This is a genomic window from Streptomyces tritici (assembly GCF_048500665.1).
Classification (GTDB): domain Bacteria; phylum Actinomycetota; class Actinomycetes; order Streptomycetales; family Streptomycetaceae; genus Streptomyces; species Streptomyces tritici.
The window spans coordinates 6,541,087-6,565,634 of the sequence record NZ_CP183183.1; the positions used below are offsets into that span (position 1 = coordinate 6,541,087).

Consider the following 24,548-nt stretch of genomic DNA (forward strand, 5'->3'; position numbering starts at 1 on the left):
GGACATGGAGCACAACGGCCGGGACACGGAGCACATGGACAGGGGGCACATCGCCCCGGCCCCGGAGCCCGACGGTCCGGACACGGCGCACATAAGCGACGAGGAACTCGCCGCCTTCGACCGTACGGTCGCCCGCCTGCGCGCCCTGCCCGCGGACGACCCGGTCCGGCTCCGCGCCGAGCAGGTCGCCGCGTCCTTCGCGCGCGACGGCCGGACCCGTCGCCGCAAGTCCCTCAAGGCCGCCCGGACCGAGGCCGACGCCGCCGTCGCCGCGGCCACCGCCACCGGCGCGGTCGCCCGCCGCGAGGACGCTCCGCTGACGCCCGACCAGGGCGGGGAAGGCGGCGTCTACGAGCGGCCCCGGCGGTGCTACGTCTGCAAGTCGTTCTATCGACAGGCCGACGGCTTCTACCACCTGCTCTGCCCGGGCTGTGCCGCCGACAACACGGCCCGCCGCTCCCTGAGCACCGACCTCACCGGCCGCCGCGCCCTGCTCACCGGCGGCCGGGTCAAGATCGGCTTCCAGTTGGCGCTGATGATGCTCCGTGACGGTGCGGAACTCCTCGTCACCTCCCGCTTCCCGCACGACACCCTGCGCCGGTTCCGCGCCGAACCCGGCAGCGCGGCGGCGTGGCTCGACCGGCTCACCGTCGTCGCCGTCGACCTGCGCGACCCGCGGCAGGTCCTCGGCCTCTGCGAACGGCTCCGCGAGGAGGGCCGGCCGCTCGACATCCTCGTCAACAACGCCGCCCAGACCGTGCGCCGGCCGCCCGAGTCGTACGCGCTGCTCGCCGCCGGCGAGACCGACGCCCTGCCGCCGGGCGTCTGGCACGCCCCCGGGTACGCGCCGATGCGCGCCCTGGAGGCTCCGGCCGCGGGCGGCGCGCTGGCGCTCGTCCTGCAGGAGGCCGACGAGGCGGGCCTGCTGCCCGACCACGCCCCGGTCAACTCCTGGTCCGCGAAGCTCGGTTCGCTCGATCCGGCCGAGCTCCTGGAGACCCAGCTCGTCAACGCGCTCGCGCCCGCCCTGCTGGTCGACCGGCTGCTGCCGCTGCTGCTCGCCTCGCCCCGGCCCAACCGGTACGTCGTCAACGTCACCGCGGTGGAGGGCCGGTTCGCCGCCCGCCGCAAGACGGCCGGCCACCCGCACACCAACATGGCCAAGGCCGCGCTCAACATGCTGACCCGCACCAGCGGACCGGAACTCGCCCAGCAGGGCGTCCACATGTGCGCCGTCGACACCGGCTGGATCACCGACGAGAACCCGCTGCCGAAGAAGAACCGCATCGCCGACTCGGGCTTCCGCACCCCGCTCGACATCGTCGACGGCGCGGCGCGCGTCTACGACCCGATCGTGCGCGGCGAGGCGGGCGCGCCGGTCGCCGGCGTGTTCTTGAAGGACTACCAGGAGGCGGAGTGGTGAACGAGCCGGAGCGCACCGACGCGCCCTTCGCGGGCGTGCCCGCGGTGGTGCCGCGGTCCGTGGCCGAACTCGCGCCGCTGCTCGACTGGCTGCGCGGGGGCGCGGCCGCCGACCGGCGGCTCGACTTCCCGGCCGGGACGGCGATGCCCGACGGGCGGCTCGACCTGTGCAAGCAGGCCCTCGGCCCGGAGGGCGCCGCGCTGATCGCCGAGGCCCTCGGCGACACCGCCGGCCCGCCCCGCGTCCGGCATCTGCTGCTCGGCACCGACGGGCTCGGCGACGACGGCGCGGCCGGGGTCGCCGAGCGCACCGTGGGCGCCGGGGTGGAGACGCTGTATCTCGGCTGCAACGGCATCACGGCGGGCGGCGCCTGCCGGATCGCCGACGGACTGCGCGCCTCGGAGCACGTCGTCCGCGGCGTCTGGCTCAAGCGCAACCCGCTCGGCCCGGGCGGCGGCCGGGCCGCCGCCGACCTCGTCGCCGCCGCGTCCGAGCTGCGCACCCTGGACCTCGTGCAGACCGGCCTCGACCCGGCGGGGCTCGCCGTGCTCGCCGAGGCGCTGCTCACGGCCGCCTCCGACGGCCGCCGCATCGAGCGCCTCTTCGTCGGCGGCAACGCACTCGGCCGTACCGGCGCCGCCCCGCTGGCCGCGCTCCTCGCCGCCGGCGCGATCGGCGAACTGTACGTGTCGGCGGCCCGGTTGGGCGACGAGGGGGCGCTGCTCCTCGCACGGGCCCTGGAGCGCGCCCCGTACGGCCGGACCACGCGGCTCTCCGTCGCCAGCAACGGCATCGGCCCGCAGGCCGCCGCCCGCCTGGTCGCGGCCGCGGCGGGCGCGGGCGTCGAACTCCTGGACCTCGGCCGGGTCCGCGCCGCGGGCACCCTGGGCGCGGCGGACAACCATCTGGACCTCGCCGCCACGACCGCCATCGGCGAGGCCCTGACCGCCCGCGCACACCGGCTGACCCACCTGGTCCTCGCCCACACCGGGCTCCGCAGCCGCGAGGCCCACCGCCTTCTCGACACGGCCCCCCGAGCCGCTACCCCCACCCGCTACGTCCTCGGCAAGGGCATCGCCACCAGCATCCGCCGCCGCCTGGAACAGCACTGCGCCTCGGTCCCGCCCCCCGCGGTCCCGGAGGACGTCCGGGCCGTCCACAGCGTCCACCGCACCGCGCAGTCCGCGCCCGAGGAGCCGGACGCGGACTGACACCCTGAGTCGGGCGGGGTGGTTCCTCACATGCCGCGCGTCGGGGTGTCGAGCAGGTCACCGCGCGGGACGACGCACAGGGCCCAGATGACGAAGCCCGAGAAGGCGATCATCAGGATCGACCACACCGGGTGGTACGGCACGGAGAGGAAGTTCGCGATGATGACGAGCGCGGCGATGGCCACGCCCGCGACGCGCGCCCAGACCGCGGCCTTGAACAGCCCCAGGCTGACGATCACGGCGATCACACCCAGGACGAGGTGGATCCAGCCCCAGCTGGTGAGGTCGAACTCGAACACGTAGCTGCGTGTGGTGACGAAGACGTCGTCCTCGGCGATGGCCATGATGCCCCGGAAGATGTCGAGCACGCCGACGAGGAGGAGCATCACGGCGGCGAAGGCCGTCAGGCCGGTGGCCCAGCTCTGCTTCGCCGTGTACGCGGGCCGGGTGGGTGTCGTGGTCATCGTGGGCCTCGTTTCTCGTGGGCGGACGTTCACGTGCCGGAGGGGCGGGCCGTCGAGCCGGAGCCCGCCGGACCGTGGCCGCTCAGGACCAGTTGCTTCGCCTTCTGGAACTCCTCGTCCGTGATGTCGCCCCGGTCCCGGATCTCGGCCAGCCTGGCGAGTTCGTCCACGCTGCTGGTGCGGCCCCCGCCTGCGGTGTCCCTGATGTAGGCGTCGAACTGCTCCTGCTGTGCGCGTGCTTGGGCGATCTCCCGGCGGCCCATGTTCTTGCCGCGGGCGATCACGTAGACGAACACGCCCAGGAAGGGCAGGAGAATGCAGAACACGAGCCAGCCGGCCTTCGCCCACCCGTTCAGCCGGTCGTCACGGAAGATGTCCGTGATGATCCGGAAGAGCAGGATGAACCAGAGGATCCACAGGAAGAACCACAGCATGGTCCAGAAGGCGCTCAGCAGCGGGAAGTCGTACGCCAGATAGGTCTGTCCGGTCATGTCCGTTCTCCGTTCCGGGCGTCGGCACGGCATCCGCGCCGGGCGTCGCCGCGGCATCGGCGCTGTGACGCCTTCAGGGTGCCCGCAGCACGGGCCGCGGGCCTCACCCGGCACGGGTGAGTGAGCGTGCCGGGGCACCCGCGCTTCACCGTCGCGCCCCTCACGACGGCGCCCCGTGTGCCGTCCGGTCGTCGGGCCCGGCGGCGGCCGCGCACACGGCCAGGAGCAGCAGCACCGCCACGGAGACGCCGACGACCAGCGCCACCACTCCGACGGTGGGATGGTTCCAGAGCACCAGCGTGAGCACCGCGGCCGCGATGACGCCGCCGGTGGTCCACGCCCGGTGGCCCGCCAGCCAGTGCCCGGTGGAACCGGTGCGCACTCCGGCGCGGCGCAGTGCCCGGCCGGCGGCCGTCGTCCCCCGGTCCGTCGTCGCGCGGACGGCTCGGGCGGGGCGTCCGGGGCCGTACAGGTAGGCGACCAGGGCCGTGATCACCGACACGATCAGCAGGGTGCGCGTGCTGTCCTTCAGGAAGCGCACGAACGTGTCGAAGATCGCCGCGGCCGCGTCGGGCGGCAGCGCCGTGGGCGGGACAGAGTCCAGGTAGACCCGCCTCATGACGGCGAGCGCGACGAGGAGCAGCACCATCATCACGGCGAATCCGGTCGCCGTGACCATCAGCATCACCCGGTGCGCCGGAGCCGTCCACACGGCGAGCCCGGCGAGCACCACGGCCAGGACGGGCAGCCAGACGCCGACGATGTCCAGCAGGCGCATGGCGTCCTGGGCCTTGCCGAGCTGTTCCGTCTCGAACAGGGTGATCGTCCGGTCGGTGTCGGGGATGGCGGCGGCCTTCTCGAAGCCGGCGTCGACGAGCCGTTCCTGGACCTGGTCGACGACCTCGCCCACGTCCAGCCGGACGGTCCCGCCGTCGGCGCGCAGGGCGCCGTCGCGCTCACCGGTGAGCATGTTCATCACCGCGGCGTGCGAGCGGCGGTTGGCGCCCTCCCACACCTGCTGGAAGGCGTCGCCGGTGATCACGCGGGTGACCGTACGGTCGACGACGGTCGTGACGGCATTGCGGAGCGGTCCTTCGAGGGCCTCGGCGGCGTCCACGGCCCGAGGAGGCGCCCCGGCGTCCTGGAGCGCCTTGGTGAGCGCGTCCGTCACCGCCGCGACGTCCACGTTCGCCACCACGCGGTCCGTGAGCCGGTTGATCACGACCTCCTGGACCGGAGGCTCGGACGCCAGCGGGGCCACCGTCGCCACGTAACGGTCGGTGTCGGACACCGTGTCCTGGACCCAGGCCGCCACGACGGCCAGGGGCGCCAGCAGCAGCGCGAGCAGGAGGAGGACCACGGAGCCGGCCCTGCGCAGCCGCCGGTGGCGCACCGCCGTGTGGCGGCGCAGCCGTTCGTACTCCGCTCGTTCCTCGGCCGTCAAGGCGTGCCGCGCGCCCGCGCCGCCGCCCGGCTCCGGGGCCGTCGCCGGGTTCATGGCTGCCGACTTCCTTGCCGGTCCGTGCGCGGCACGGGCTCAGGCGACATGGTCATGACTCCTCCTTGTGCGGAAGGCCGACCCCTCCAGCGTCACCCGCGTCATCCAGCACGGATCACCCGCGGCGGGTGATCCGTCCCCGACGGCGCCGGTCACTCCGGGAGCGGCCGCATCTCCACGACGCGCAGTCCCAGCGACTGGCAGCGCGCCAGCAGTCCGTACAGATGCGCCTCGTCCACCACGGGGCCGAACAGCACCGTCTGGCCGCAGATCACCACGTGGCCCAGTTCCGGGAAGGCCTTGACCAGCGTTTCCGACAGGTGTCCCTCGACTCGGATCTCGTAGCGCACCAGCTGTCCCCTCACAGGCTGTCCGGTGGTCGGCCCTGTCCGTCCCTCCGATCCTCTCCGCGCTCAATGCGTCAGAACGAGCTTGAGACCGACGATCAGCAGGCCGAGCACCAGATTGACCGATGCCGTGACGGCCGTCAGCCGCCTCGAGGCGCCGGCCCGGTACGCCGCGGCCACGGACCACCCCACCTGCCCGGCCACGGCGACGGCGAGGGCCAGCCACAGGGCGCCGCGGACGTCCAGGCCCAGGAGCGGGCTGACGGCCACCGCGGCGGCCGGCGGCAGCGAGGCGTTGACGATCGGCCACTCGTCACGGCACACGCGCAGCACCACACGACGGTCCGGCACCCGCTGCGCCAGACGCGCCCCGAACAACTGGGCGTGCACGTGCGCGACCCAGAACACCACGCTCGTCAGCAGGAGCAGCAGCACCAGTTCGAAGCGGGGAAAATCGCCCAGCGAGCCGGCGCCGAGCACCACGGAGGCCGCGAGCATGGAACCGTAGACGCCGCCCGTGTAGTCCGCGTGGGCGCGGCGTTCGGCCCGGCGCTCGGCCCGGATTTCCCTGCGGGTCGTGGTCGCGCCGGTTCTGGACACCTGCGGCTCCCTTCTCGCGCGGGGTGCGGTGGCCGGTCACCGTGGCCGTCCGTACCGGCCCTCGGACCATTCGGCCACGAACGAGCCCCCCGCACCTCACCCGCCACGGGGGAAGGGGCGGAACCGGAGGGTGCCCGTCGGCGGCCCCGCGCCGAGGGTCCTCACAAAAGCCCCAGGTCGCGCGCGCGGTGCACCGCGTCACTGCGCCGGTTCACGGCGAGCTTCCGGTAGACGCTCTTGAGGTGGGTCTTCACCGTGTTCGCCGACACGTAGAGGTCCGCGGCGATCTCCTCCGTCGACATCATCCGGGCCAGCCGTTCCAGCACGTCGTGCTCGCGTCCGCTGAGCTCCACGGCGACGAGCGTCGAGGCATCCGCCTCCCTCGTGACGGCCTCGTCGCCACGGGGCCGACCCGGAACGAGCCAGCCCGCCGCGAGCTCGTGCAGCGGCGCCGAGGCCAGCAGGGGCCGGATCCACGGGCCCGCGTCGAGGAAGGGACGCCGCAGCCGCTCGCGCCGGGCGTCGAGAAGCGCCCGCCCGACCAGCCGCTGGGCGGTGGCCGGATCTCCCGCGCGCACCGCGGCCCGGGCGCGCGCCAGGGCCGCCGTCACCGTCACCGCCGGACCGGTCCGTCCGTCGCTGCGGATGTGGTCGAGCAGGTCGACGGCCGTCTCGGGACGCCCTGCGGCGAGCTGGATCGCCGCGGCCTCCGCGGCCCACATCGGCTGATCCGCCGTCACCTCGCCCAGCTGCGCGGCGGCTTCGTCCGGCCGTCCCTCGGCGAGGTGGACGGCGGAGGCGACGAGCGCCTCGTGGCCCGCCGCCCAGGGGGAGGGCATGACGGCGGAGACGGCCGGGTCCGCCGCCTCGACGGCGGCCCGGCCCTTGCCCCTCGCCAGCAGCAGACGTGCGGTGACGAGCGCGCGCCCCGCGGCGGGCACCGGATCGCGCGTCCCCGAGGGAAGCCGCGCGGTCTCGTCCAGGAGGGCCTGCGCCCGGCTCAGCTCATGGCGGTCGACGGCCACGGCGGCCAGGACCAGCCGCTCGATGCCGGAGCCCGGCGGCCGCGGCAGGCCCGCCCGCTCCGCCTCGGACACGGCCGCCAGGGCCTTGCGCTCCGCCCGGTCGAGCCAGCCGTTGAGATAGTCGAGCAGCGCCAGGTGTCCCATCGCCTCCTGCCGGGGGAGTACGGTGGCGGCTCCTCCCGTGGTCCCGGCCGCGGCGGCCAGGGCGTCGTGCGCGTCGTCGAACTGCCCGGCCCACAGCTGCGCCGACCCCAGATGCGTCCACAGCAGAGCGGTCAGTTCGGGATGCTTCTCCAGGAGGTGCGCCGGAATCTCCTGCCGCAGGACGTCGGCGGCCTCGGCCGCCCGCTCGCCCCGGGGCGGGCAGCCGGTGAGCCGCGCCGCCAGCGCTTCCAGGAGCGCACAGCTCAGCCGGGCGGCCGCGTCGTCGGACATGCGCTCCGCGGCGTGGCGCAGATGGGCCAGACCGTGGGGGAGATCGCAGCGGGACAGGTCACGGGCGGCGCGCACGAGGTCCGTCGCGGGACTCCTCGCCTCGGGCCCCATACGGGAGAACAGCTCGGTCAGGTCGTCCGTGCGCATGCCGGTGAAGAGCTGGCCGATGGCCAGGTCGTCGACGAGGGCGCCGGCGGCGAGGTCCCAGTCCTCGGCTGCGGCGCCGTGGGCGAGGGTCTCCGGCAGGAGCCCCTCGCGCGCCATCCAGTGCGCGGCCCGCCGGTGCAGCTCGGGCTCGACCCCCGGCAGTCGCTCGCGCAGGTGCGCCCGCAGTATCTCCGCGAACAGCGGGTGGAGTTGGTACCACCCGTGCCCGAGGTGCTCGACGAAGGCGTTGTCCCGGTGCAGCCCGGCGAGCAGGGGCTCGGCGTCGTTCCGGAGCGTCAGGGCGTCGGCCAGGTCGGGACAGAAGCGCTCCAGAATGCTGACCCGCAGCAGGAGGTCCTGCGTCTCCTCCGTCCGGCCCTTGAGGACCTCGGCGAGCAGGAAGTCCGCGACCGTGCTGTGACCCGCCTCGAACTCCTTCAGGTACCGCTCCGGGTCGGCGCTCTCCCGCGCGGCCAGCGCGAAGAGGCGCAGGCCGGCGGCCCAGCCCCGGGTCCGTTGCACCAGGGCGCGCGAAGCCGGGGCCGGCAGGTCCAGGCCGTGCAGGTCGAGGAGGGCGGCGGCCTCCTCGGGGGTGAACGCGAGCTCGGCGGCGCGGATCTCCGTCAGCTCGCCGGCCGCCCGGTGGCGGTGCAAAGGCAGCAGCGGTTCGGTGCGGGTGACGAGGACGAGGCGCAGTCCCGGCCGGGCGTGGTGCAGCACGAACTCCAGCTGCTCCGCGACTTCCGGAGCGGGCACGCAGTCGTAGTCGTCGAGCACGAGGACCACGGGACGATCCCGGTCGTGCAGCTCGGCGGCCAGCGCCGTGAGCATGCCGTGGTCCACACCGGCCGCGGTCGCCGGCGTCCCGACCGCCCCGGACACCGGGGCGCCGCCCGCCCTCAGGGCCTGGAGGACGTACGCCCAGAACACCCCGGGCCGCCGGTCCCCCGGCTCGACCGTGAGCCAGGCGACCGGCGTGCGGAGCCCCGCGGCCCAGTCGGCGGCCAGAAGGGTCTTTCCCGCCCCCGCCGGGCCGTTGAGCAGGGTCAACGGGGTCCGGAGCGCCTGGTCGAGGTGGTCGACGAGCCGCTGCCGCCGCAGGAAGGCGGTCGGCGGTGCGGGGAGGGCGAACCGGGTGCGCAGGAACGGGTCCCCCAGGGGATCGGCAAGGGGTCCGGGCGGATCGGCATGGGGTGCGGCCGGATCGGCAAGGGGCCCGGCCGGATCGGCACGGGGGGCGGTCGGTTCCCGGGGGTGGTCTTCCCTCTCGGCCACGGCGCTCATCACCGCCGTTCCGTCAGCGTTCTGTCTGGTGCAGAGCGTCCTGTCCCAGCTTCCCAGCCTTTCCGTACCGGTGCCCGGCGCATCGGCTCGCGGCCCTCTCACCAGCAGGTACGTCCCCGGCCGGGGTCCTGAGCCGACGTCTTCCCGGCATGCGCCCCGCCGCCGCAGCGCGCAGGCTGGGAGAGGGGCGGGCCCCCGTCGCCCCGGTCGCTCATCGGGCGACGGATCGTTCAGCGGTCTCCGCTGCGTCCGGCCCGGCGCCCGAGCCGCCCGGGCGTGGGCCGGTCGAGCCGGGCGTGGCGTTGCCGAGTGCCCGGCTCGCGCCGCCGACGACCGAGGCGGGGCGGCCGGACCGAGCGGCCCGGCCCGAGCCGGTCAGAGGGGCCGGTCCGAGCGGCGGGTCCGGGCGGCCGGGTCCGAGTGGACCGCCCGCCGGCGAAGGAGGAACCGTGAACGCTTATCCGCCGATCGCCGACCACGGCATGGTCGGCGATCTCCAGACGGCCGCGCTCGTGTCCGCCGGCGGAACGATCCACTGGTGGTGCACTCCTCGCTTCGACTCCCCGAGCGTCTTCGCCTCGCTCCTGGACAGCGAGCGCGGCGGCTACTGCCGGCTCACCGTGGAGCCGTCCGCCGGCGAGGAACCGACCGTCCAGCAGCTGGCCTCGGCACCCGTGCGGGCCGGCAACGCGGCGGCCGACCAGCTCCAGCTGGACATCTACGGCGAGGCCGCCGACGCCCTCTCCGTGGGGGACGACATGGGCGCCATCCGCGGCTGGAAGGCGTTCAGCGACGGGCTCGACTGGCTCGTCGACCACTGGGACCAGCCCGACGAGGGAATCTGGGAAACCCGCGGCGGGCGCCAGGACTTCACCCACAGCAGGCTCATGACCTGGGTAGCCCTCGACCGCGGCCTGCGTCTGGCGACCACCCACTCACGGCCCGCCGACCTCGCCCGCTGGACCGGCGCCCGCGACGCCGTCTTCCGTCAGCTCGTCGAGCGCGGCTGGAGCGAGAAACGCCAGGCGTTCGTGCACCACTACGCGACCGACGTCCTCGACGCGTCGCTGCTGCTGATGCCCAGGGTCGGCTTCCTCTCCCCGCGCGACCCGGGCTGGCTCACCACCCTCGACGCGATGGGCGAGGAACTGGTCAGCGACAGCCTCGTCTACCGGTACGACCCCGCCGCCTCCCCGGACGGGCTGCGGGGCTCGGAGGGCACCTTCAACCTGTGCAGCTTCCTCTACGTCGAGGCGCTGGCCCGGTCCGGCAGGATCGAACAGGCCCGCTACGCCTTCGACAAGATGCTCACCTACGCGAACCACGTGGGCCTGTTCGCCGAGGAGATCGGTCCGTCCGGCGAACAACTCGGCAACTTCCCCCAGGCGTTCACCCACCTCGCGCTGATCGCCGCGGCCATGGCGCTGGACGACGTGCTCGACGCGTCGGAGACCCCGGCCGATGCCGGACCTCGCACGGCGCCGACCGGTGGCTGAGAGCCGTCCGATGGCTGGGACAGGGCTGCCGGGTCGCTCGGCGAAGGTCCTGCGACGGGTCCTCGTCCCCGTCGCGCTGGCGCAGTTCATCTGCAGCTTCGCCGGCTCGAACATGAACGTGATGATCAACGACATCAGCGAGGACCTCGACACCACGGTGCAGGGCGTGCAGGTCGCGATCACGCTCTTCCTGCTCGTCATGGCCGCACTGATGATCCCGGGCGGCAGGCTGAGCGACCGGTACGGCCGCAAGCGCTGCTTCCTGCTCGGCCTCGTCGTGTACGGCATCGGCGCCCTGCTGAGCGCCGTCGCCCCGGGCCTCGGCGTGCTGATCCTCGGCAACTCCATCCTCGAAGGCATCGGCACGGCCCTGCTCATCCCGCCCGCCTACATCCTCACGACGCTCCTCTTCCGGGACGTCACCTCGCGGGCCCGGGCGTTCGGGGTCGTCATGGCGGCGGGCGGCGTGGGCGCCGCGGCCGGGCCCCTGATCGGCGGCCTCATCACCACATGGCTGGGCTGGCGCGCCTCCTTCGGCTTCCAGGCCCTGGTCATCGCGGTGATCGTTCTGCTGAGCCGTCACATCGAGGACCCCGTGCCGCCCGACCGGACGCGCCCCTTCGACACCGCCGGAGCCGTCCTCTCGGCCGTCGGGCTGACCCTGGTCGTCATGGGCGTCCTCGCCGCCGACGAGAGCCTCTGGCTGACGCTCGGTCTGCTCGCCCTCGGCGCCCTCGCCCTGCTGTGGTTCTTCCGCCTCGCCCGCGCCCGCGAGGCGGCGGGGAAGGAGCCGCTGATCTCCACCAGCCTGTTCCGCGATCGTGTTGCCAACCTGGGCCTCGTCACCCAGAACGTGCAGTGGCTGATGCTGATGGGGGCCTCGTTCACGGTGGCGGCGTACCTGCAGGTCGTGCGGGGGTACAGCGCGATCGGCACGGGCGTCGTGTTCACGGCGGCCACGCTCGGGCTGCTCGTCTCGTCCCTGGCCGCCGAACGCCTCGCGAAACGGCGGCCCCAGCGCACCCTCGTGATCACGGGCTTCGTCGTCTCCCTCGTCGGCATCGCCGTCCTGATCGCGCTGGTGTACGGCCTGCGGAGCGCCTGGGCCTTCGTACCGGGGCTCCTCCTGCTCGGACTGGGCCTCGGGGTCATGCTGACCCCCTCGGTCAACGTGGTCCAGTCGAGCTTCCCCGAGGAGCGGCAGGGCGAGATCTCCGGGCTCTCCCGCAGCGTGTCCAACCTGGGCTCCTCGATGGGCACGGCCATCGCCGGCACGATCCTCGTGGCCGGACTGTCCACCGGGGCCTACGCCGTCGCGATGATCGCCCTCGCCGTCGTCGGGCTCGTCGGGCTGGCGGCCGCCGTACGGCTTCCCCGCAGCCGCCCGGCCACGGCCGACGGCACGGCGGTCCGCAAGGAGTCCTCGCCGGCCCGCGCGCTGCTCTCGCTCGTCGTCACCGATCCCGGGCACCTGCCCGAACTCCTCGCCGACTTCGCCGTCCGGCGCAACGGGCCGGCCGTGCCGAAGACGGTCGCCCGGCTCCGGCGGGAGCACCCGGACGCCACCGAGCAGGAGCTCCGGGCCCGGGTCGTCGCGAGCGGCCGCCGGAGGGTCGTGTCGGAGGGAGCCCTCGTCGGCGGACCGTTCATCGTGCTGGTCCCCTTCGCGTTCTGCGCGGCCCTGCTCAGCCAGGCGCGGACGATCCTGGAACTGGCCGCCCTCGACGGCCGCGATCCGACCGACGGCACCCGCGCCGCCGAACTCCTCGTCCTCCAGGGCGTGTACGAGGACGTGGGTCAGGCCCGGGCCGCGCTCGTCCGGACCGCGCCCGCCGTCGGCGCACCGGTCCGCCGGAGGCGCTGGACGGCCCTGTGGGGGATCACCGTGCGGATGGCCCGCCTGCTCGGCGTGATCACGCCGAGCGAGGAGGACCAGGGCGAGGGCGGGCGCGTACGCCGGGCCGCCGTCCGCACCTGGCGGTGGCTGCTCCTCGCCGTGGTGTTCCTGGTCGGACTGGTCGCCCCCCTCGTCTGGCTGCCGTACATGGCGGTGTCCTACCGGCGCGCGGACGCCCGCCTGACGAAGCGCGTGCTCGCCTACTACTTCGGCGACGGCGCGGCCGTCCAGCGCCCGTCGGTCTCCCGAGCCGCGCCGGAGGCCGTGGCGGCCGCGTTCCGCGCGCTCCTGTCGCTCCTCGTTCCCATCGCCCTGGCCGTCGTGACCTTCCTGACCGGTCTGCGCATCGCCGACAGCAGCTGGCCGGTCCTCGGCATCGCCCTGGCCGCCGCGTCCGCCGCCGTCGGCGCACTCTGGTACTGGCGCCGCCACCGACACCGCACGCCCACGGCACCCGACGACCCCACCACCGAACCGACCCCGCCCGACACCGCGCAGCCCCACGGCCCGGGCCGCCGGTGACGCGCCCTCTGGCGTGACGCGTACCAGTCGTCGGCCGGATCAAACTTCGGAAGGAAATGGGCCAGACTTGATCTTCGGCCACGGGGTCGCGTCGACCGGACCTAGCCTTCGACGGAACGGCTCAACGCCTGCACGGCGGGGCATCCGTCGTGTCCGAGCGAACGAGTTGGGTGAGCGTTTGTTCCCGCAGGAATCCATCAAGGCCAAGATTCGCACCGGGTTCCGGCGCCTCGACCGGGACGGTGACGGTACCCTCACCCGGGCCGAACTCCGCAGGGCCGTCACCGAGTACTTCACCAGCCCCGATCCGGACGCGCCCGGCAACTGGTACTTCGGCACACCGGCGCACCGGATCTGACGCACTCGGACCGGCGCCCGCCACCCGGGATCAGTCGATGACGGCGGTCGCCTCGACCTCGACGAGCACATCCGGCTCGAAGAGGTGGTCGACACCGATGAGGGAGGCGGGCGGCATCGGAAGCCGCAGGCCGATCTCGTCGGCGACCGCCTCCACACCGGCCATGAAGTCGCCGATCCTGTCCGGGCTCCACCGGGTCACGTAGAACGTCAGCCGCAGGACATCGTCGAACGTCGCGCCGGCTCCGCCGAGCCCGAGGGCCGTGTTCCGCAGCGCCTGGGCGACCTGGCCGGCGAGGTCGCCCGGCGCCACCGGCGTCCCGTCGGCGCGACGTGCGATCTGTCCGCTGACGTGGACGTGCCGGGACCCGGTGCCCACGGCCACGTGGTGGTACGGGGTGGGCTGCAGCATGCCCTCCGGGGTGAAGTGCGTGACGGTCATGGCTGTTTCTCCTTCGCGGATCAGGTATCGCTACGCTACTTAGGAGAAAAAGGACACTTCAACGAGACCAGGTTTCGCCATGGATACCGACGACGAGTTCCGCATCGACGCCCCGCACCGCGAACTGCTCGACCAGGTGCTCGACAAGTGGTCCCTCAGCGTCCTCAACGAGCTCTGCGAACGCCCCTGCCGCTTCAACGAACTGCGCCGCGCCATCCCGGCGGTCACCCAGAAGTCGCTCACGGCCACGCTGCGCCGGCTGGAGCGCAACGGCGTCATCGACCGCGAGGTCGTCTCCACGCGCCCCGTCGCGATCAGGTACCGCATCACGCCGCTCGGCAAGACCCTCCGTGACCCCGTGGACGTCCTGCTGGCCTGGGCCGCGGAGCACCTGCCGGCCATCGAGCGCGCCCGCGACGCTTTCGACACGCGGGAGGACGGGGAAGGGACGCGTTCCTCCCGCGCGGACATGCCGGACTGAGGCGGGAGTCCGGGCGGTCACCGCTTCGCGTGTGCCGCGTCGTTGTCCGCCAGCCAGGCCACGGTCTCGCGCAGGGAGTCCTCGATCGGCCGGGGCTCGATGCCGAACGCGTCGGTGGCGGCCGAGGAGTCGAGCACGAAGGGGCGGCGGAACTGGTACTGCGTCTCGCGGAGTTCGCGGACGATCGGGTTGCCGAGCCCGCCGAGCCAGAGCACCGCCGTGGGCATGGTGGACAGGCGAGGGGCCGCGACACCGGCCAGTACGGCGGCCCGGGCGGCGAGTTCGGCCATGGAGACCGGAGCGGCGGTGGGGACGTGCCAGGGCCTGCCCCAGGCGCGTTCGTCGGCGGCGGCGGCCACGAGGGTGCGGGCGACGTCGCCGGCGTACGTCCAACTGTGCGGGGCGTTCAGGTCGGCGGGGACGCTCACGCGCGCGCCGGCGAGCAGTTTCGGCAGGACGAGCGAGGTCAGCAGCGACTGGGTCCCCGCGCCGAGGTAGTCCGAGCCGCGCACCTCGGTCACCCGCACGTCACCGGCTTCGTGAGCGGCCAGGGCCTCCTGCCAGAGGCGGGCCCGGAGGCGGCCTTTGGGGCCCGTCGCGCGCAGGGGGCTCCGCTCGGTCAGGGGGCCGTCGGCCGGTCCGTAACCGTAGAGATTGCCGGTGGTGGCCAGCACGGCGCCGCAGGCCCGGGCGGCGGCCAGGCATGCCGTGGCCAGCGGCGGCAGGTCGGTCAGCCACCGGTCGTAGGGAGCGCCGGTGCAGTTGTAGAGCGCGGTCGCGCCCTCGGCCAGCTCGGTCAGGGCGGCGGGGTCGGACGCGTCGGCCGCCACCTTCTCGATGTCCGGGCGGTCCGGACCGGTCCCGCGTCGCGTCACGAGACGGACCCGCTCGCCACGGTCGGCGAGCAGGCTCGCGGTCGCGGTACCGATCGGCCCGGCTCCGACGATCAGATGCATCGACATGACAGCGCACCTCCAAGTGCGGGAGATCGAAGAGAACAGTGTTCTCTGTTCACGTCCCCAGCCTGACGTGAGCACTGCTCTCTGTCAAGAACGCTGTTCTCTGATCAGTTCCCTGTTCTCGACCGTGTGCGAGAATCCGCAGCATGACGAGTAAGACGCTCCGCGAGCGCCTGCGCGCCGGGGTCAGGGAGGAGATCCTCGCCGTCGCCCGACGACATCTCGCCTCGGAGGGCGCGAACCTCTCCCTGCGCGCCGTGGCGCGCGATGCCGGTCTCGTGCCCTCGGCGCTCTACCGCTACTTCGACAGCCGTGATGCCCTGCTCACCGCTCTGATCACCGAGGCCTACGAGGATGTGGGCGCCTCGGTGGCGGCGGCCGAGGCGGCCGTGCCGCGGGCGGACGCCGGCGGCCGGTGGCTGACGGTCTGCCGCACGGTGCGTGCCTGGGCGCTGGCGCATCCGGCCGAGTACGCGTTGATCTACGGCAGCCCGGTGCCCGGCTACGCCGCCCCGGAGGACACGGTGAGCCCCGCGGCGAGGGTGCTGATCACACTGAGCGGCATCCTCTTCGACAGCGCCGGCACCGCGTCGCAGCACGCAGCGATCCCCGTCAGGCCGCTGCCCGCGGCGGTACGCGAGGACCTGACCCGGCTCATGAACCACTGGCCGGGTGAGCTGCCCGAGACGCAGGGCCCCCCGTCGTACGAGGATCTGCTCGCGATGGCGCTGACACTGTGGACACACCTGTTCGGCCTCGTCGGCTTCGAGACCTTCGGCCGGCTGAACGACATGATCGAGGCGCGCGACGAGTACTTCGACCACCAGGTGCAGATGATCGGCACCTTGGCCGGCCTGACCGCCGCGCCCTGACGGAGCGTGCCTCCGCGCTCCGACGAAGGCGGCTCACGCGGGGGGCTGCGCGGCGTCGGCCCGGTCGAGGGTGAACAGCCCGCCCTCGGGATCCCGGAGCGTCACCTGCCGGTCGTCGCTGCCCCATTCCGCGCCGCTCACCGTGCTCCCGCCGTTCTCGAGGGCGCGCGCGACCGTCCCGTGCAGGTCCGAGACCTTGAAGTGGACCAGCCACCGGGGTCGCAGCTGCGGCCTCGGCGCGGCCTCCTCCACCGGTCCGCTGTTGAGCCTGGCCACGGGGCGCCCTGCCCGGCGGAGGACGACCTGATCCTCCTCGTACGAGGTGTCGCAACAGCCGTCCCGGCCCCAGCCCAGCACCTCGCCGTAGAAGAGCGCGGCGTCGAACGCGTTGCCCGTGTGCAGCTCCAGCCAGGCCGGAGACCGTTCCGCGCCGACGCTCCACTCGGCGAGGACGCTGCCGTCCCAGACGCCGAAGGTGGCCCCCTCGCGGTCCGCCGCCAGGGCGGCCCGGCCGCCGGGCGGGAACGAGACCGGTCCCACCCCGATCGTGCCGCCCCGCTCCCGCACCCGGGCCACGGCCGCGTCGGCGTCGTCCACGGCGAAGTACGGCGTCCAGGCCACCGGTACGGCGAACTCGGCCGCCACGGCCCCGATGCCGGCCACCGGGACGCCGTCGATCTCGGCCACCGAGAAGGCCCGGCCGAAGCGGCCCTGCCGGAACGTCCACCCCAGGACGGCGCCGTAGAAGCGCTCCGCCGCCTCGCGGTGGTGCGCCGCCAGGCTGAGCCAGCAGGGAGCGCCGATCACATCCGCTGCCGCCAGCACCATGGGACTCTCCCTTCCGCACCGGTCACGACAGACCCCCCGGGCTACGCCCAGGCCGTGCGCAGCTGCTTCTGGTGGGCGGCGAGCCAGGTGGCGAAGTCCTGGAGGGCGGGGTCGAGTTCGCGGACGGCGAGGAGGTCCCGGGCCGCGGTGAAGCGGTGCTCGCACTCCGCGTAGTACTGGAACATGTTCCCCCTCTCTTCGGCGGCGGGGGTTCCCTGGGCGCGCCATTCGTCCGGGGTGAGAGGCCGGTAGCGCACCGGTTCACCGACGGCGTCGGTGAGCGCGGCGGCCATGTCGGCGACCTTGAGGTGCTCTCCCGCGATGCTGATCGTCGCGGCGACGAAGTCGGCGCCGCCGCGCAGGATGGCGAGGGCGGTCCTGCCGATGTCGTCCACCCCGATTCCCGAGAGCCTGCTCTCGCCCATCGGGAATCCCAGACTCAGGACGCCGTCCTGATCGCGTTGCGGGGCGTACACGCCGAGCAGGTTCTCCCAGAAGAACGTCGTGCGGAGGAACGTCGTGGGCACGCCCTCCTCGGTGAAGTAGCGGTCCGCCTCCGCCTTGGCGTCGAAGTGGGGCACCTTGTAGTGCTCCTGCAGGGTCGGCATCCGGTCGTCGTCCAGGGGGATGCAGTCGCGGGTGTCCTCCAGCGTGGACCAGACCGCGTGCTGCACGCCCGCGTGCGAGGCGGCCCGCGCGAGGGCCAGGGCCTGGGCCTTCTCCCGCTCGGCGGACCCGTGCTCCCAGAAGTTCGTGACCAGGAACGCGCCGTACGCGTGCTCGAACGCCGGCGCGAGACTGGCCTCCTCGTCCATGTCGGCCCGGACCACCTCGGCGCCCAGCCGCTTCAGTTCCTGGGCGGCCTCCGAGTCCGGGCGCCGGGTGACGGCACGTACGTGGAAGTCACCGTCGTGGTCGGCCAGGGCGGCCCGGACGAGGCCGCCGCCTTGGCGCCCGGTGGCACCGAACACCGTGATGATCTTCTTGTCCGTCATGGGTCGATCGCCTCGCAGGTGGGTCCTCGCAGGTCGGTGCGCCGTGTCAGCCGTTCTCGTTCAGTGGTTCTCGTTCCGCTTGTCCTCGTCGACGATCTCGGCGTCGACGATGTCGTCCGCGGCACCGTCCGCCTCGCGGCCGCCGTCCCCTCGGCTGCCGCCCTCGCCGCTGCCGGAACCCGCGTCGGAGGCTGTCTGCCCGGCGTACATCGCGGTGCCGATCCGCTGGGCGGCCGTGTTGAGCCGTTCGACGGCGGAGCGGATCGCGGCGGTGTCCTCGGCCTTCAGCTTCTCCTTCAGCTCGGCCACCGCCGTCTCGACCTCGGATGTCACCTCGCCCGGCACCTTGCCCTCGCTGTCCCTCAGGAGTCTCTCCGTCCGGTAGACGAGCTGCTCCCCCTGGTTGCGGGTCTCCGCGGCCTCCTTGCGCGTGCGGTCCTCCTCGGCATGCCGCTCCGCGTCGCGGACCATGCGCTCGATGTCGTCCTTCGGCAGCGAGGAGCCGCCGGTGACGGTCATCTTCTGCTCCTTGCCCGTGCCCAGGTCCTTCGCGGTCACGTGCATGATGCCGTTGGCGTCGATGTCGAAGGAGACCTCGATCTGCGGGACGCCGCGCGGGGCCGGCGGAAGGCCGGTCAGCTCGAACATGCCGAGCTTCTTGTTGTACGCCGCGATCTCGCGCTCGCCCTGGAACACCTGCACGGTCACCGAGGGCTGGTTGTCCTCGGCCGTGGTGAAGACCTCGGAGCGGCGCGTGGGGATGGTCGTGTTGCGCTCGATGAGCTTGGTCATGATGCCGCCCTTGGTCTCGATGCCGAGGGACAGCGGGGTCACGTCGAGGAGCAGGACGTCCTTGACCTCACCCTTGAGGACACCGGCCTGCAGGGCGGCGCCGACGGCGACGACCTCGTCGGGGTTCACGCCCTTGTGCGGGTCCTTGCCCGTGAGGGAGCGCACCAGTTCGGTCACGGCCGGCATGCGGGTCGAGCCGCCGACGAGGATGACGTGATCGATGTCGGAGACCTTGATCCCCGCGTCCCGGACCGCCTGGTGGAACGGCTCCCGGCAGCGCTCCAGCAGGTCTTCCGTCATCTTCTCGAACTGGGTCCGGCTGAGCTTCTCCTCCAGGTGCAGCGGGCCCTCGGCGGACGCCGTGACGTAGGGGAGGTTGATCGTGGTCTCGGTCGCCGAGGACAGCTCGATCTTCGCCTTCTCCGCGGCCTCGCGCAGACGCTGCACCGCCATCCTGTCCTGGGACAGGTCGATGCCGTACCCGTTCTTGAACCGTGTGACGAGGTGGTCGACGATCCGCTGGTCCCAGTCGTCGCCGCCGAGACGGGTGTCGCCGTTGGTGGCCTTCACCTCGACGACGCCCTCGCCGATCTCCAGCAGGGACACGTCGAAGGTGCCGCCGCCCAGGTCGAAGACGAGGACGGTCTGGTCGTTCTCCTTGTCCAGCCCGTACGCGAGGGCGGCCGCGGTCGGCTCGTTGACGATGCGCAGGACGTTCAGGCCCGCGATCTCGCCGGCCTCCTTCGTGGCCGTGCGCTGAGCGTCGTTGAAGTACGCGGGAACCGTGACCACCGCGTCGGTCACGTCCTCGCCCAGGTACGACGAGGCGTCGCGCTTGAGTTTCTGCAGGACCCGCGCGGAGATCTCCTGCGCGGTGTACCGCTTCCCGTCCACGTCACCGCTCGCCGGGAATCGCCAGTCCGCCTCGCCCATGTGCCGCTTCACCGAGCGGACCGTGCGGTCCACGTTCGTCACGGCCTGCCGCTTGGCCAGCTCGCCGACGAGCACGTCCCCGCCCTTGGCGAAGGCGACCACGGACGGTGTGGTCCGCGCACCCTCCGCGTTCGCGACGACCGTCGGCTCACCGCCTTCGAGAACGGACACCACCGAGTTCGTGGTGCCGAGATCGATACCCACCGACCGAGTCATGTCGCCCTCCCAGACATCCACGAGAGCATGCGGAAGCAGAACAGTCCTGCACTCCTCCGCCTCAGCGCTTTCCCCGCGCGGACGCGGACATTCCTCCGGGCAATTCGACAATCCCGGCCGCCGCCACTGCTCGGCCGCCTCACCGCCCACGGGATGCTCGCCGGAGCGGGCGGGGCGTGAGGCGGGGCCGTGGGCGGCTGAGGTCCTGTCAGTGAGCGCGGCTACGGTACGCGCTGTGGACGCCGATGATCTCGACTACCGTGCCCGGACCCGGTCCGGCTGCATCCCGCCGCATCTGGTCTCCGGGCTTCTCGAACTCGGCCATGCCGGGCTCGTGGAGCTCTGGGCCGGCCGAGGGGAGTGGTTCTGTGCCCTGGAATGGGCGCGGCTGCTCGGCGAACGGGGCCGACGGGCCGAGGCCCTGGAGGTACTCGGCCCGTACCTCGCCACGGGCTGGTGGACGGCCACCTGGGCCACGGTGGAGCTGCTGGAGAGCTGGGGGCGGGCCGACGAGGCCATCGTGCTGGCCCGAGAGCGCATGGAAGCCGGGCATCCGCGGGCCCTGGCGTCCTACGCGCGACTGCTCGCCCGGCACGGCCGGAGCGACGAGGCGTTCACCCTGCTGAAGCCGCACATCGACCACTGGTCCTTCGCCGCGGCCCTCGTCGACGTCGCGGAGGACGCCGGGCGTGACGAGGAGGCCGCTGCACTGCTCGCCGCCCGGATCCCGGACGGGCACCGCTGCGACGGGCCGTGGTGTTGCCGTGGCCTCGATCCGACATGGCGATCGGCCTGCTCGCCACGATCCGCGAACGCCAGGGCCGCGTCGACGACGCCGTCGCCCTGCTCCGCACCCGGGACAAGACCTCGCTCAACAGCCGGGATCAGCTGGCCGACCTGCTGGCGCGGCACGACCGGACCGAGGAACTGCGCGCCTACGCAGCGGAGGACGAGCTGGGGCACGCCGCACAGCGCCTCGCGGAACTGCTGGAGGCGCGGGGTGACCTGGAAGGTGCGATCGCCGTGTACCGGCGTGCCCGCGACGCATCCGTCCGCCCGGGCCACATGACAGTGGACCTCGCACGGCTCCTGGCGCGGCACGGCCGCGGCGACGAGGCGATCGAGGTGATGGGGGCCCTGGTGGACTCTCAGGGCGGGGGCGAGGACTGGACCCTCCACATGCTCGCCACCCTCTACGCCGACCAGGGCCGCCACGAGGACGGCCTGGCGCACCTCGACGCCTTCACGGGAGGAGAGGAGTGCTGGGAGCTCTTCTGGATGCGGCTGCCGTTGATGGCCGCGTGCGGCCAGGTCGACCGGGCGACGGAGCGCGTCCGGGTCCACCCCGAGGGCGGCACCTCGTACGCGGCACAGCAGGTCGCCGAACTGCTGGCCGGCGTCGGGCGCACCGAGGAGGCCGTCGCCGTCCTGCGGCCCCACGCCCCCGCGAACAGCCACGACCTGGCCGGGTACCTCGTCGACCTGGGCCGTGTCGAGGAGGCCGTGGCTGTGCTCCACGGGCAGCGCCCGGAGGGCGCGTCAGCGGGGTAGCGCGGCGAAGACCTCGATCCAGAAGCGCTGGTGCCGGTCCGAGGCGCCCACCAGATACGTGGAGCGGAGCTTCGGCGGGAGGTGGGCCACCAGGCGGGTCACGGCCTTGCGGTGCTTCTTCAACTGGGAGAGTTCCGCGTTGGCGATGATCTGGTGGACCGTGTCCGTGTCGTTGCCGCCCTCGGGGGACTCCTCGGCGGCGCGGCGGAGGCGGGACTCCCAGACGTCGACGTCGCGGGCGAGTTCGCGCAGGCCGGTGACCGGGCGGTTGTTCAGGCGGTCGATGAGGGAGGTCAGCGGGACCGGGGCGTACTCGCCGTCGCCGAGGTAGACCGTGCCGATCTCCAGCGGCAGGCCCCGCTGGTGCAGCTTGATCAGCCGCTCGATCGTGCGCTTGGTGATCCAGGCGCGGCCGTCCTCGTCGATGTCGTGCTTCCACCAGTCGAGCACCGTCTCGGCGACCGCGCCGTACTTCTCGATCAGCCACTCGTTCGCCGGGATGTCGCCCGGCTCCACCGTCAGCGAGGCCGTGAAACGCGTCGCCTGGGCGATGTTGTTGCGCGCCACGAGCAGCTTGCGGCCCAGGTGGTACGGCGGGTTCTGCACGGCGATCTGCGCCCGCAGGCCCTGGATCGGCCGGCCCGCCAGCGACCACTCCTGGGTGATCTCCATCAGCTTGGCGAACGCCGCCTTGTCCTTGGGCCGGTTGTACTCGTCCCAGACGATCGCCTTCGGCTCCGGGCCGGTGAACGCGGCCGCGAGCAGGGTGTCCAGGGAGCCGTCCGGCGCCGGGATCGGCGCGCAGAGGTCCTCCACGTTGGTCACGGGCAGCGAGAAGTACAGCGGCTCGCGGCCGTCCAGGCCCTCCCGCACCGTCTGGCGGACCAGCTCCGTCTTGCCGCAGCCCGGCGGACCCTGGAGCAGGACCGTCCACCGGTTGCGCAGTGCGGCGCGGACCACGCTGCGGACCGGGTCGGGGATCGTCCCCGGGTTCGGTACGCCGAGCGCGGAGGCGATGCGGTCGAGGATCTCCTGCGTGCGGTTCTGCCCCGGCCGGCCGTCGGGGCGCGGCTCGGCCAGCATCAGCCGCTCCCCGTTGACCAGCGGCAGGCCCCAGCGCAGCGGGAAGCCCTCCTGGGCGTTGGCCAGGATGTGGTCCAGGGTGCGCGGCGAGAGCAGTTCGCGCAGGGCGGGCCCGAGCGAGGCCCACACCTGGAACACGCCGTTGAGGTCCCACCGGCGGTACTTGGCCGCCAGCTTGAACCGCCACGCGGTGTCGTTCGCGGTGATCCTGACCGTGACCATCCGGTCCAGGATCGCGAGGTCGCTGCGGCGGGCCGCCGTCTCCGCCAGCGACTCGTTGTCGGTGAGGAACACGCCGATGCAGCCCAGCGCCCGCAGGTCGTAGCCGCCCAGCGTCCAGTTGCAGGCGATCTGCATCAGCTGCGACTGGATGGACTCGCCGGCCTGCAGCGAGTCGTCGATCAGCAGCACGAACGGCCGGCCCGGCTTGAGCTGGCTCATCACCAGCTGCCGCAGCACGAGTTCGCCGGTCGCGGTGTCCCGTACCGGGGCGTTGGCGAGCAGGTCGTCCGGGGTGAGATTGGCCGCCGGGACGAAGACCAGCTCGGCGTCCGGGTACGCCTCGGGGATGTGCGAGAAGAACGTCGCCGTCTTGCCGATGCCGTGCTCGCCGAAGACCTGCCCGGTCTGGCCCATGTCGATCATCGCGTCGATGAAGGACTCCAGCCGTGAGGCCCCGGTCCAGCCCTTCGGCGGCTCCGGATAGGTCGCGTTGGGCCGCCAGGGGACGGTGCGCGCCGGCGCGGGGGTGGCAGTCATCTCGATCCTGTCGTGACGCGATGGCAGGCCATCGGGGGAGTGTGCGTGTCGGGCCAGTCGTCGCCGCCCTCGGTGATCAGCCAGATCCACTTGTCGGGCTCGGCGGGGGTGATGTGCGGGGCGTAGCCGTCGGTCAGCATGATCACGGCGTCCGGCGTCACGTCGAACGGGCGGCCGTCGATCGTGGTGCGGCCCTCGACGTAGTCCGCCACCGCCTGGAAGCTCGTGCCCCCGCCGCCGTACACCCGCTCGCCGGGCTCGAACGGCATCACCACCGCGTCGAACGACAGCCAGTGCGCCTCCACCCCGTCGATGCCGCCGACCAGTTCGGTCAGCCACTCGACGACGTGGTGCGGCATCGAGCCGGACGTGTCGTACGCGATGACCAGCACCTTGTCGCGCACCGGGCCGCGCCGCGACAGCATCGGATCGTGCCCCAGCGCCGCGAGCAGCGCCCCGCGCTTCTTCGGGTACACCAGCCGCTCGCCCTCGCGGAGCTTCGACGCCATCACGTCCACGAGCCAGCGCTGCCACCAGTCGACCCGGCCGGTGCGCACGGTCTCCCCGCGCAGCATTCCGGCGCCGAGCCGGCCCCACATCCGGGCCACCCGCTCGGACGCCCCGTCCGTCCGGTCCATCAGCTCGCCGAGCTCCTGCTCGGCCACCGTGTGCCCGCGGCGGGCCGCGAGCAGCGAGTTGAGCAGCACGGAGGACACCGTGGCGTCCACCGTCTCCTGGTCGGCGGGCACCCCGCCCTCCGACAGGTGCACGCACACCGGCGCGGGCACGGGCGGATGCGCCATCCGCTTCAGCTCCGTGTACACCGACAGGTCCGTGGCCACGAAGTCCCGGTACTCCACCGGCTCCAGGCCGTGCGCCCGCAGGTCCAGCTGGTACTCGGCGTGGACGCGGAACGGATCGACGCCGGTCGGCTCCCCGTCGAGCAGCGGCAGTTCCCGGCGGCCCAGCCGCACCATCGCCACATGGTTGATGGACACCTCGGCGGCCACGGTGAACACGGGGTCGTCGCGCAGCTCCGGCTCCACGAACAGGTGCCGGTGCACCAGGTGGCGCGCCTCGTGGAAGAGGACGAACTTCACCCCGTCCAGGCCGAGGGCGACGAAGAACTCCGGGTTGTACAGCAGCAGGCAGCTGCCGTCGCCGCTCGCCACCACGGCCGCGGTGCCGATCGCCGTCGTCGGTATCTGGTGGTGGCACTTGGCGTACAGCCAGGAGGCGACCGCCGAACCGGACAGGCCGAAGTCGAGCAGCGCGGCCTCCTTCAGCCGCCGCGCCTCGGCCACCACGGCCTCGTCGGCCGGGCGCCAGCGCTCCAGCGCCCGCCGGTCCGTCAGGTCGACGACATGGCGCGGCCGTCCCGCGCGCTCCCCGTACGCCATGACCGGTTCACCCCCCGTCGTTCGTGATCCATTGGTACCA

General features: G+C 73.0%; 21 protein-coding genes. 8 read left to right on the forward strand and 13 right to left on the reverse strand.

Features of this window, described 5'->3' with window-relative positions; genetic code table 11:
* The first annotated feature begins 34 nt into the window (after positions 1-34).
* Positions 35-1,423 carry an SDR family NAD(P)-dependent oxidoreductase gene (locus ACNJ93_RS30065; protein WP_418961579.1) on the forward strand — a complete coding sequence of 463 codons (1,389 nt, stop codon included), beginning with the start codon at positions 35-37 and terminating at the stop codon, positions 1,421-1,423.
* Positions 1,420-2,634, forward strand: a complete 1,215-nt coding sequence (locus ACNJ93_RS30070) for a ribonuclease inhibitor (RefSeq protein ID WP_418960605.1) — start codon at positions 1,420-1,422, stop codon at positions 2,632-2,634. Before ACNJ93_RS30065 ends, ACNJ93_RS30070 begins: the two co-directional genes overlap by 4 nt.
* A gap of 26 nt (positions 2,635-2,660) precedes the next feature.
* Here ACNJ93_RS30070 and ACNJ93_RS30075 read toward each other — a convergent pair whose 3' ends face one another.
* The 6 genes from ACNJ93_RS30075 to ACNJ93_RS30100 form a co-directional block, all read right to left on the reverse strand.
* Positions 2,661-3,098 carry a DUF7144 family membrane protein gene (locus ACNJ93_RS30075; protein ID WP_418960606.1) on the reverse strand — a complete coding sequence of 146 codons (438 nt, stop codon included), beginning with the start codon at positions 3,096-3,098 and terminating at the stop codon, positions 2,661-2,663.
* A gap of 29 nt (positions 3,099-3,127) precedes the next feature.
* A complete protein-coding gene (locus ACNJ93_RS30080; RefSeq protein WP_418960607.1) occupies positions 3,128-3,589 on the reverse strand; it encodes an SHOCT domain-containing protein in 462 nt (153 codons plus the stop codon).
* Between the two features lie 160 nt (positions 3,590-3,749).
* Positions 3,750-5,087 (reverse strand): hypothetical protein, encoded by a 1,338-nt coding sequence (locus ACNJ93_RS30085; protein ID WP_418960608.1) that lies wholly within the window; start codon positions 5,085-5,087, stop codon positions 3,750-3,752.
* Positions 5,088-5,239: 152 nt separating this feature from the next.
* Positions 5,240-5,437 carry a hypothetical protein gene (locus ACNJ93_RS30090; protein ID WP_418960609.1) on the reverse strand — a complete coding sequence of 66 codons (198 nt, stop codon included), beginning with the start codon at positions 5,435-5,437 and terminating at the stop codon, positions 5,240-5,242.
* Positions 5,438-5,500: 63 nt separating this feature from the next.
* A complete protein-coding gene (locus ACNJ93_RS30095; protein ID WP_418960610.1) occupies positions 5,501-6,034 on the reverse strand; it encodes a hypothetical protein in 534 nt (177 codons plus the stop codon).
* Between the two features lie 161 nt (positions 6,035-6,195).
* Positions 6,196-8,925 carry a LuxR C-terminal-related transcriptional regulator gene (locus ACNJ93_RS30100; protein WP_418960611.1) on the reverse strand — a complete coding sequence of 910 codons (2,730 nt, stop codon included), beginning with the start codon at positions 8,923-8,925 and terminating at the stop codon, positions 6,196-6,198.
* A gap of 149 nt (positions 8,926-9,074) precedes the next feature.
* Between ACNJ93_RS30100 and ACNJ93_RS30105 the strand changes: the two genes are divergently transcribed.
* The 3 genes from ACNJ93_RS30105 to ACNJ93_RS30115 all read left to right on the forward strand — a co-directional run bounded on the left by ACNJ93_RS30105 (position 9,075) and on the right by ACNJ93_RS30115 (position 13,198).
* Complete coding sequence (locus ACNJ93_RS30105; RefSeq protein WP_418960612.1) at positions 9,075-10,421, forward strand: glycoside hydrolase family 15 protein; 1,347 nt, start codon at positions 9,075-9,077, stop codon at positions 10,419-10,421.
* Positions 10,422-10,431: 10 nt separating this feature from the next.
* A complete protein-coding gene (locus ACNJ93_RS30110; protein ID WP_418960613.1) occupies positions 10,432-12,840 on the forward strand; it encodes an MFS transporter in 2,409 nt (802 codons plus the stop codon).
* Between the two features lie 178 nt (positions 12,841-13,018).
* Positions 13,019-13,198 (forward strand): hypothetical protein, encoded by a 180-nt coding sequence (locus ACNJ93_RS30115; protein WP_418960614.1) that lies wholly within the window; start codon positions 13,019-13,021, stop codon positions 13,196-13,198.
* 30 nt (positions 13,199-13,228) lie between these two features.
* Here the strand turns inward: ACNJ93_RS30115 and ACNJ93_RS30120 are convergent, their stop codons facing one another.
* Positions 13,229-13,639, reverse strand: coding sequence for a RidA family protein (locus tag ACNJ93_RS30120; protein WP_418960615.1), 411 nt, complete (start codon positions 13,637-13,639; stop codon positions 13,229-13,231).
* A 79-nt stretch (positions 13,640-13,718) separates the two neighbouring features.
* Here ACNJ93_RS30120 and ACNJ93_RS30125 point away from each other — a divergent pair, with 79 nt between their 5' ends.
* A complete protein-coding gene (locus ACNJ93_RS30125; protein ID WP_418960616.1) occupies positions 13,719-14,120 on the forward strand; it encodes a winged helix-turn-helix transcriptional regulator in 402 nt (133 codons plus the stop codon).
* Between the two features lie 17 nt (positions 14,121-14,137).
* Here ACNJ93_RS30125 and ACNJ93_RS30130 read toward each other — a convergent pair whose 3' ends face one another.
* Positions 14,138-15,082, reverse strand: coding sequence for an NAD-dependent epimerase/dehydratase family protein (locus tag ACNJ93_RS30130; protein ID WP_418960617.1), 945 nt, complete (start codon positions 15,080-15,082; stop codon positions 14,138-14,140).
* A gap of 143 nt (positions 15,083-15,225) precedes the next feature.
* Between ACNJ93_RS30130 and ACNJ93_RS30135 the strand changes: the two genes are divergently transcribed.
* Positions 15,226-15,951: a TetR/AcrR family transcriptional regulator gene (locus tag ACNJ93_RS30135; RefSeq protein WP_418960618.1), complete on the forward strand. Its 726-nt coding sequence runs from the start codon at positions 15,226-15,228 to the stop codon at positions 15,949-15,951.
* A gap of 33 nt (positions 15,952-15,984) precedes the next feature.
* Here the strand turns inward: ACNJ93_RS30135 and ACNJ93_RS30140 are convergent, their stop codons facing one another.
* The 3 genes from ACNJ93_RS30140 to dnaK are packed head-to-tail and all read right to left on the reverse strand — an operon-like array spanning position 15,985 to position 19,715.
* Positions 15,985-16,779: a VOC family protein gene (locus tag ACNJ93_RS30140; protein ID WP_418960619.1), complete on the reverse strand. Its 795-nt coding sequence runs from the start codon at positions 16,777-16,779 to the stop codon at positions 15,985-15,987.
* Between the two features lie 41 nt (positions 16,780-16,820).
* The gene (locus ACNJ93_RS30145) at positions 16,821-17,774 is read right to left on the reverse strand and encodes an NmrA/HSCARG family protein (RefSeq protein WP_418960620.1); all 954 of its coding nucleotides are present in this window, start codon (positions 17,772-17,774) and stop codon (positions 16,821-16,823) included.
* A gap of 60 nt (positions 17,775-17,834) precedes the next feature.
* On the reverse strand, positions 17,835-19,715 hold the full coding sequence (gene dnaK, locus ACNJ93_RS30150) for a molecular chaperone DnaK (protein ID WP_418960621.1): 1,881 nt from the start codon (positions 19,713-19,715) through the stop codon (positions 17,835-17,837).
* 780 nt (positions 19,716-20,495) lie between these two features.
* Between dnaK and ACNJ93_RS30155 the strand changes: the two genes are divergently transcribed.
* Positions 20,496-21,266, forward strand: coding sequence for a tetratricopeptide repeat protein (locus ACNJ93_RS30155; protein ID WP_418960622.1), 771 nt, complete (start codon positions 20,496-20,498; stop codon positions 21,264-21,266).
* On the opposite strand, the gene ACNJ93_RS30160 is transcribed toward ACNJ93_RS30155, so the two are convergent.
* Both ACNJ93_RS30160 and ACNJ93_RS30165 read right to left on the reverse strand, forming a co-directional pair.
* On the reverse strand, positions 21,255-23,108 hold the full coding sequence (locus tag ACNJ93_RS30160; protein WP_418960623.1) for an AAA family ATPase: 1,854 nt from the start codon (positions 23,106-23,108) through the stop codon (positions 21,255-21,257). The genes ACNJ93_RS30155 and ACNJ93_RS30160 overlap by 12 nt on opposite strands.
* A complete protein-coding gene (locus ACNJ93_RS30165) occupies positions 23,105-24,508 on the reverse strand; it encodes a DUF2201 family putative metallopeptidase (protein WP_418960624.1) in 1,404 nt (467 codons plus the stop codon). The genes ACNJ93_RS30160 and ACNJ93_RS30165 overlap by 4 nt, the downstream gene beginning before the upstream one ends.
* Positions 24,509-24,548 lie beyond the last annotated feature (40 nt).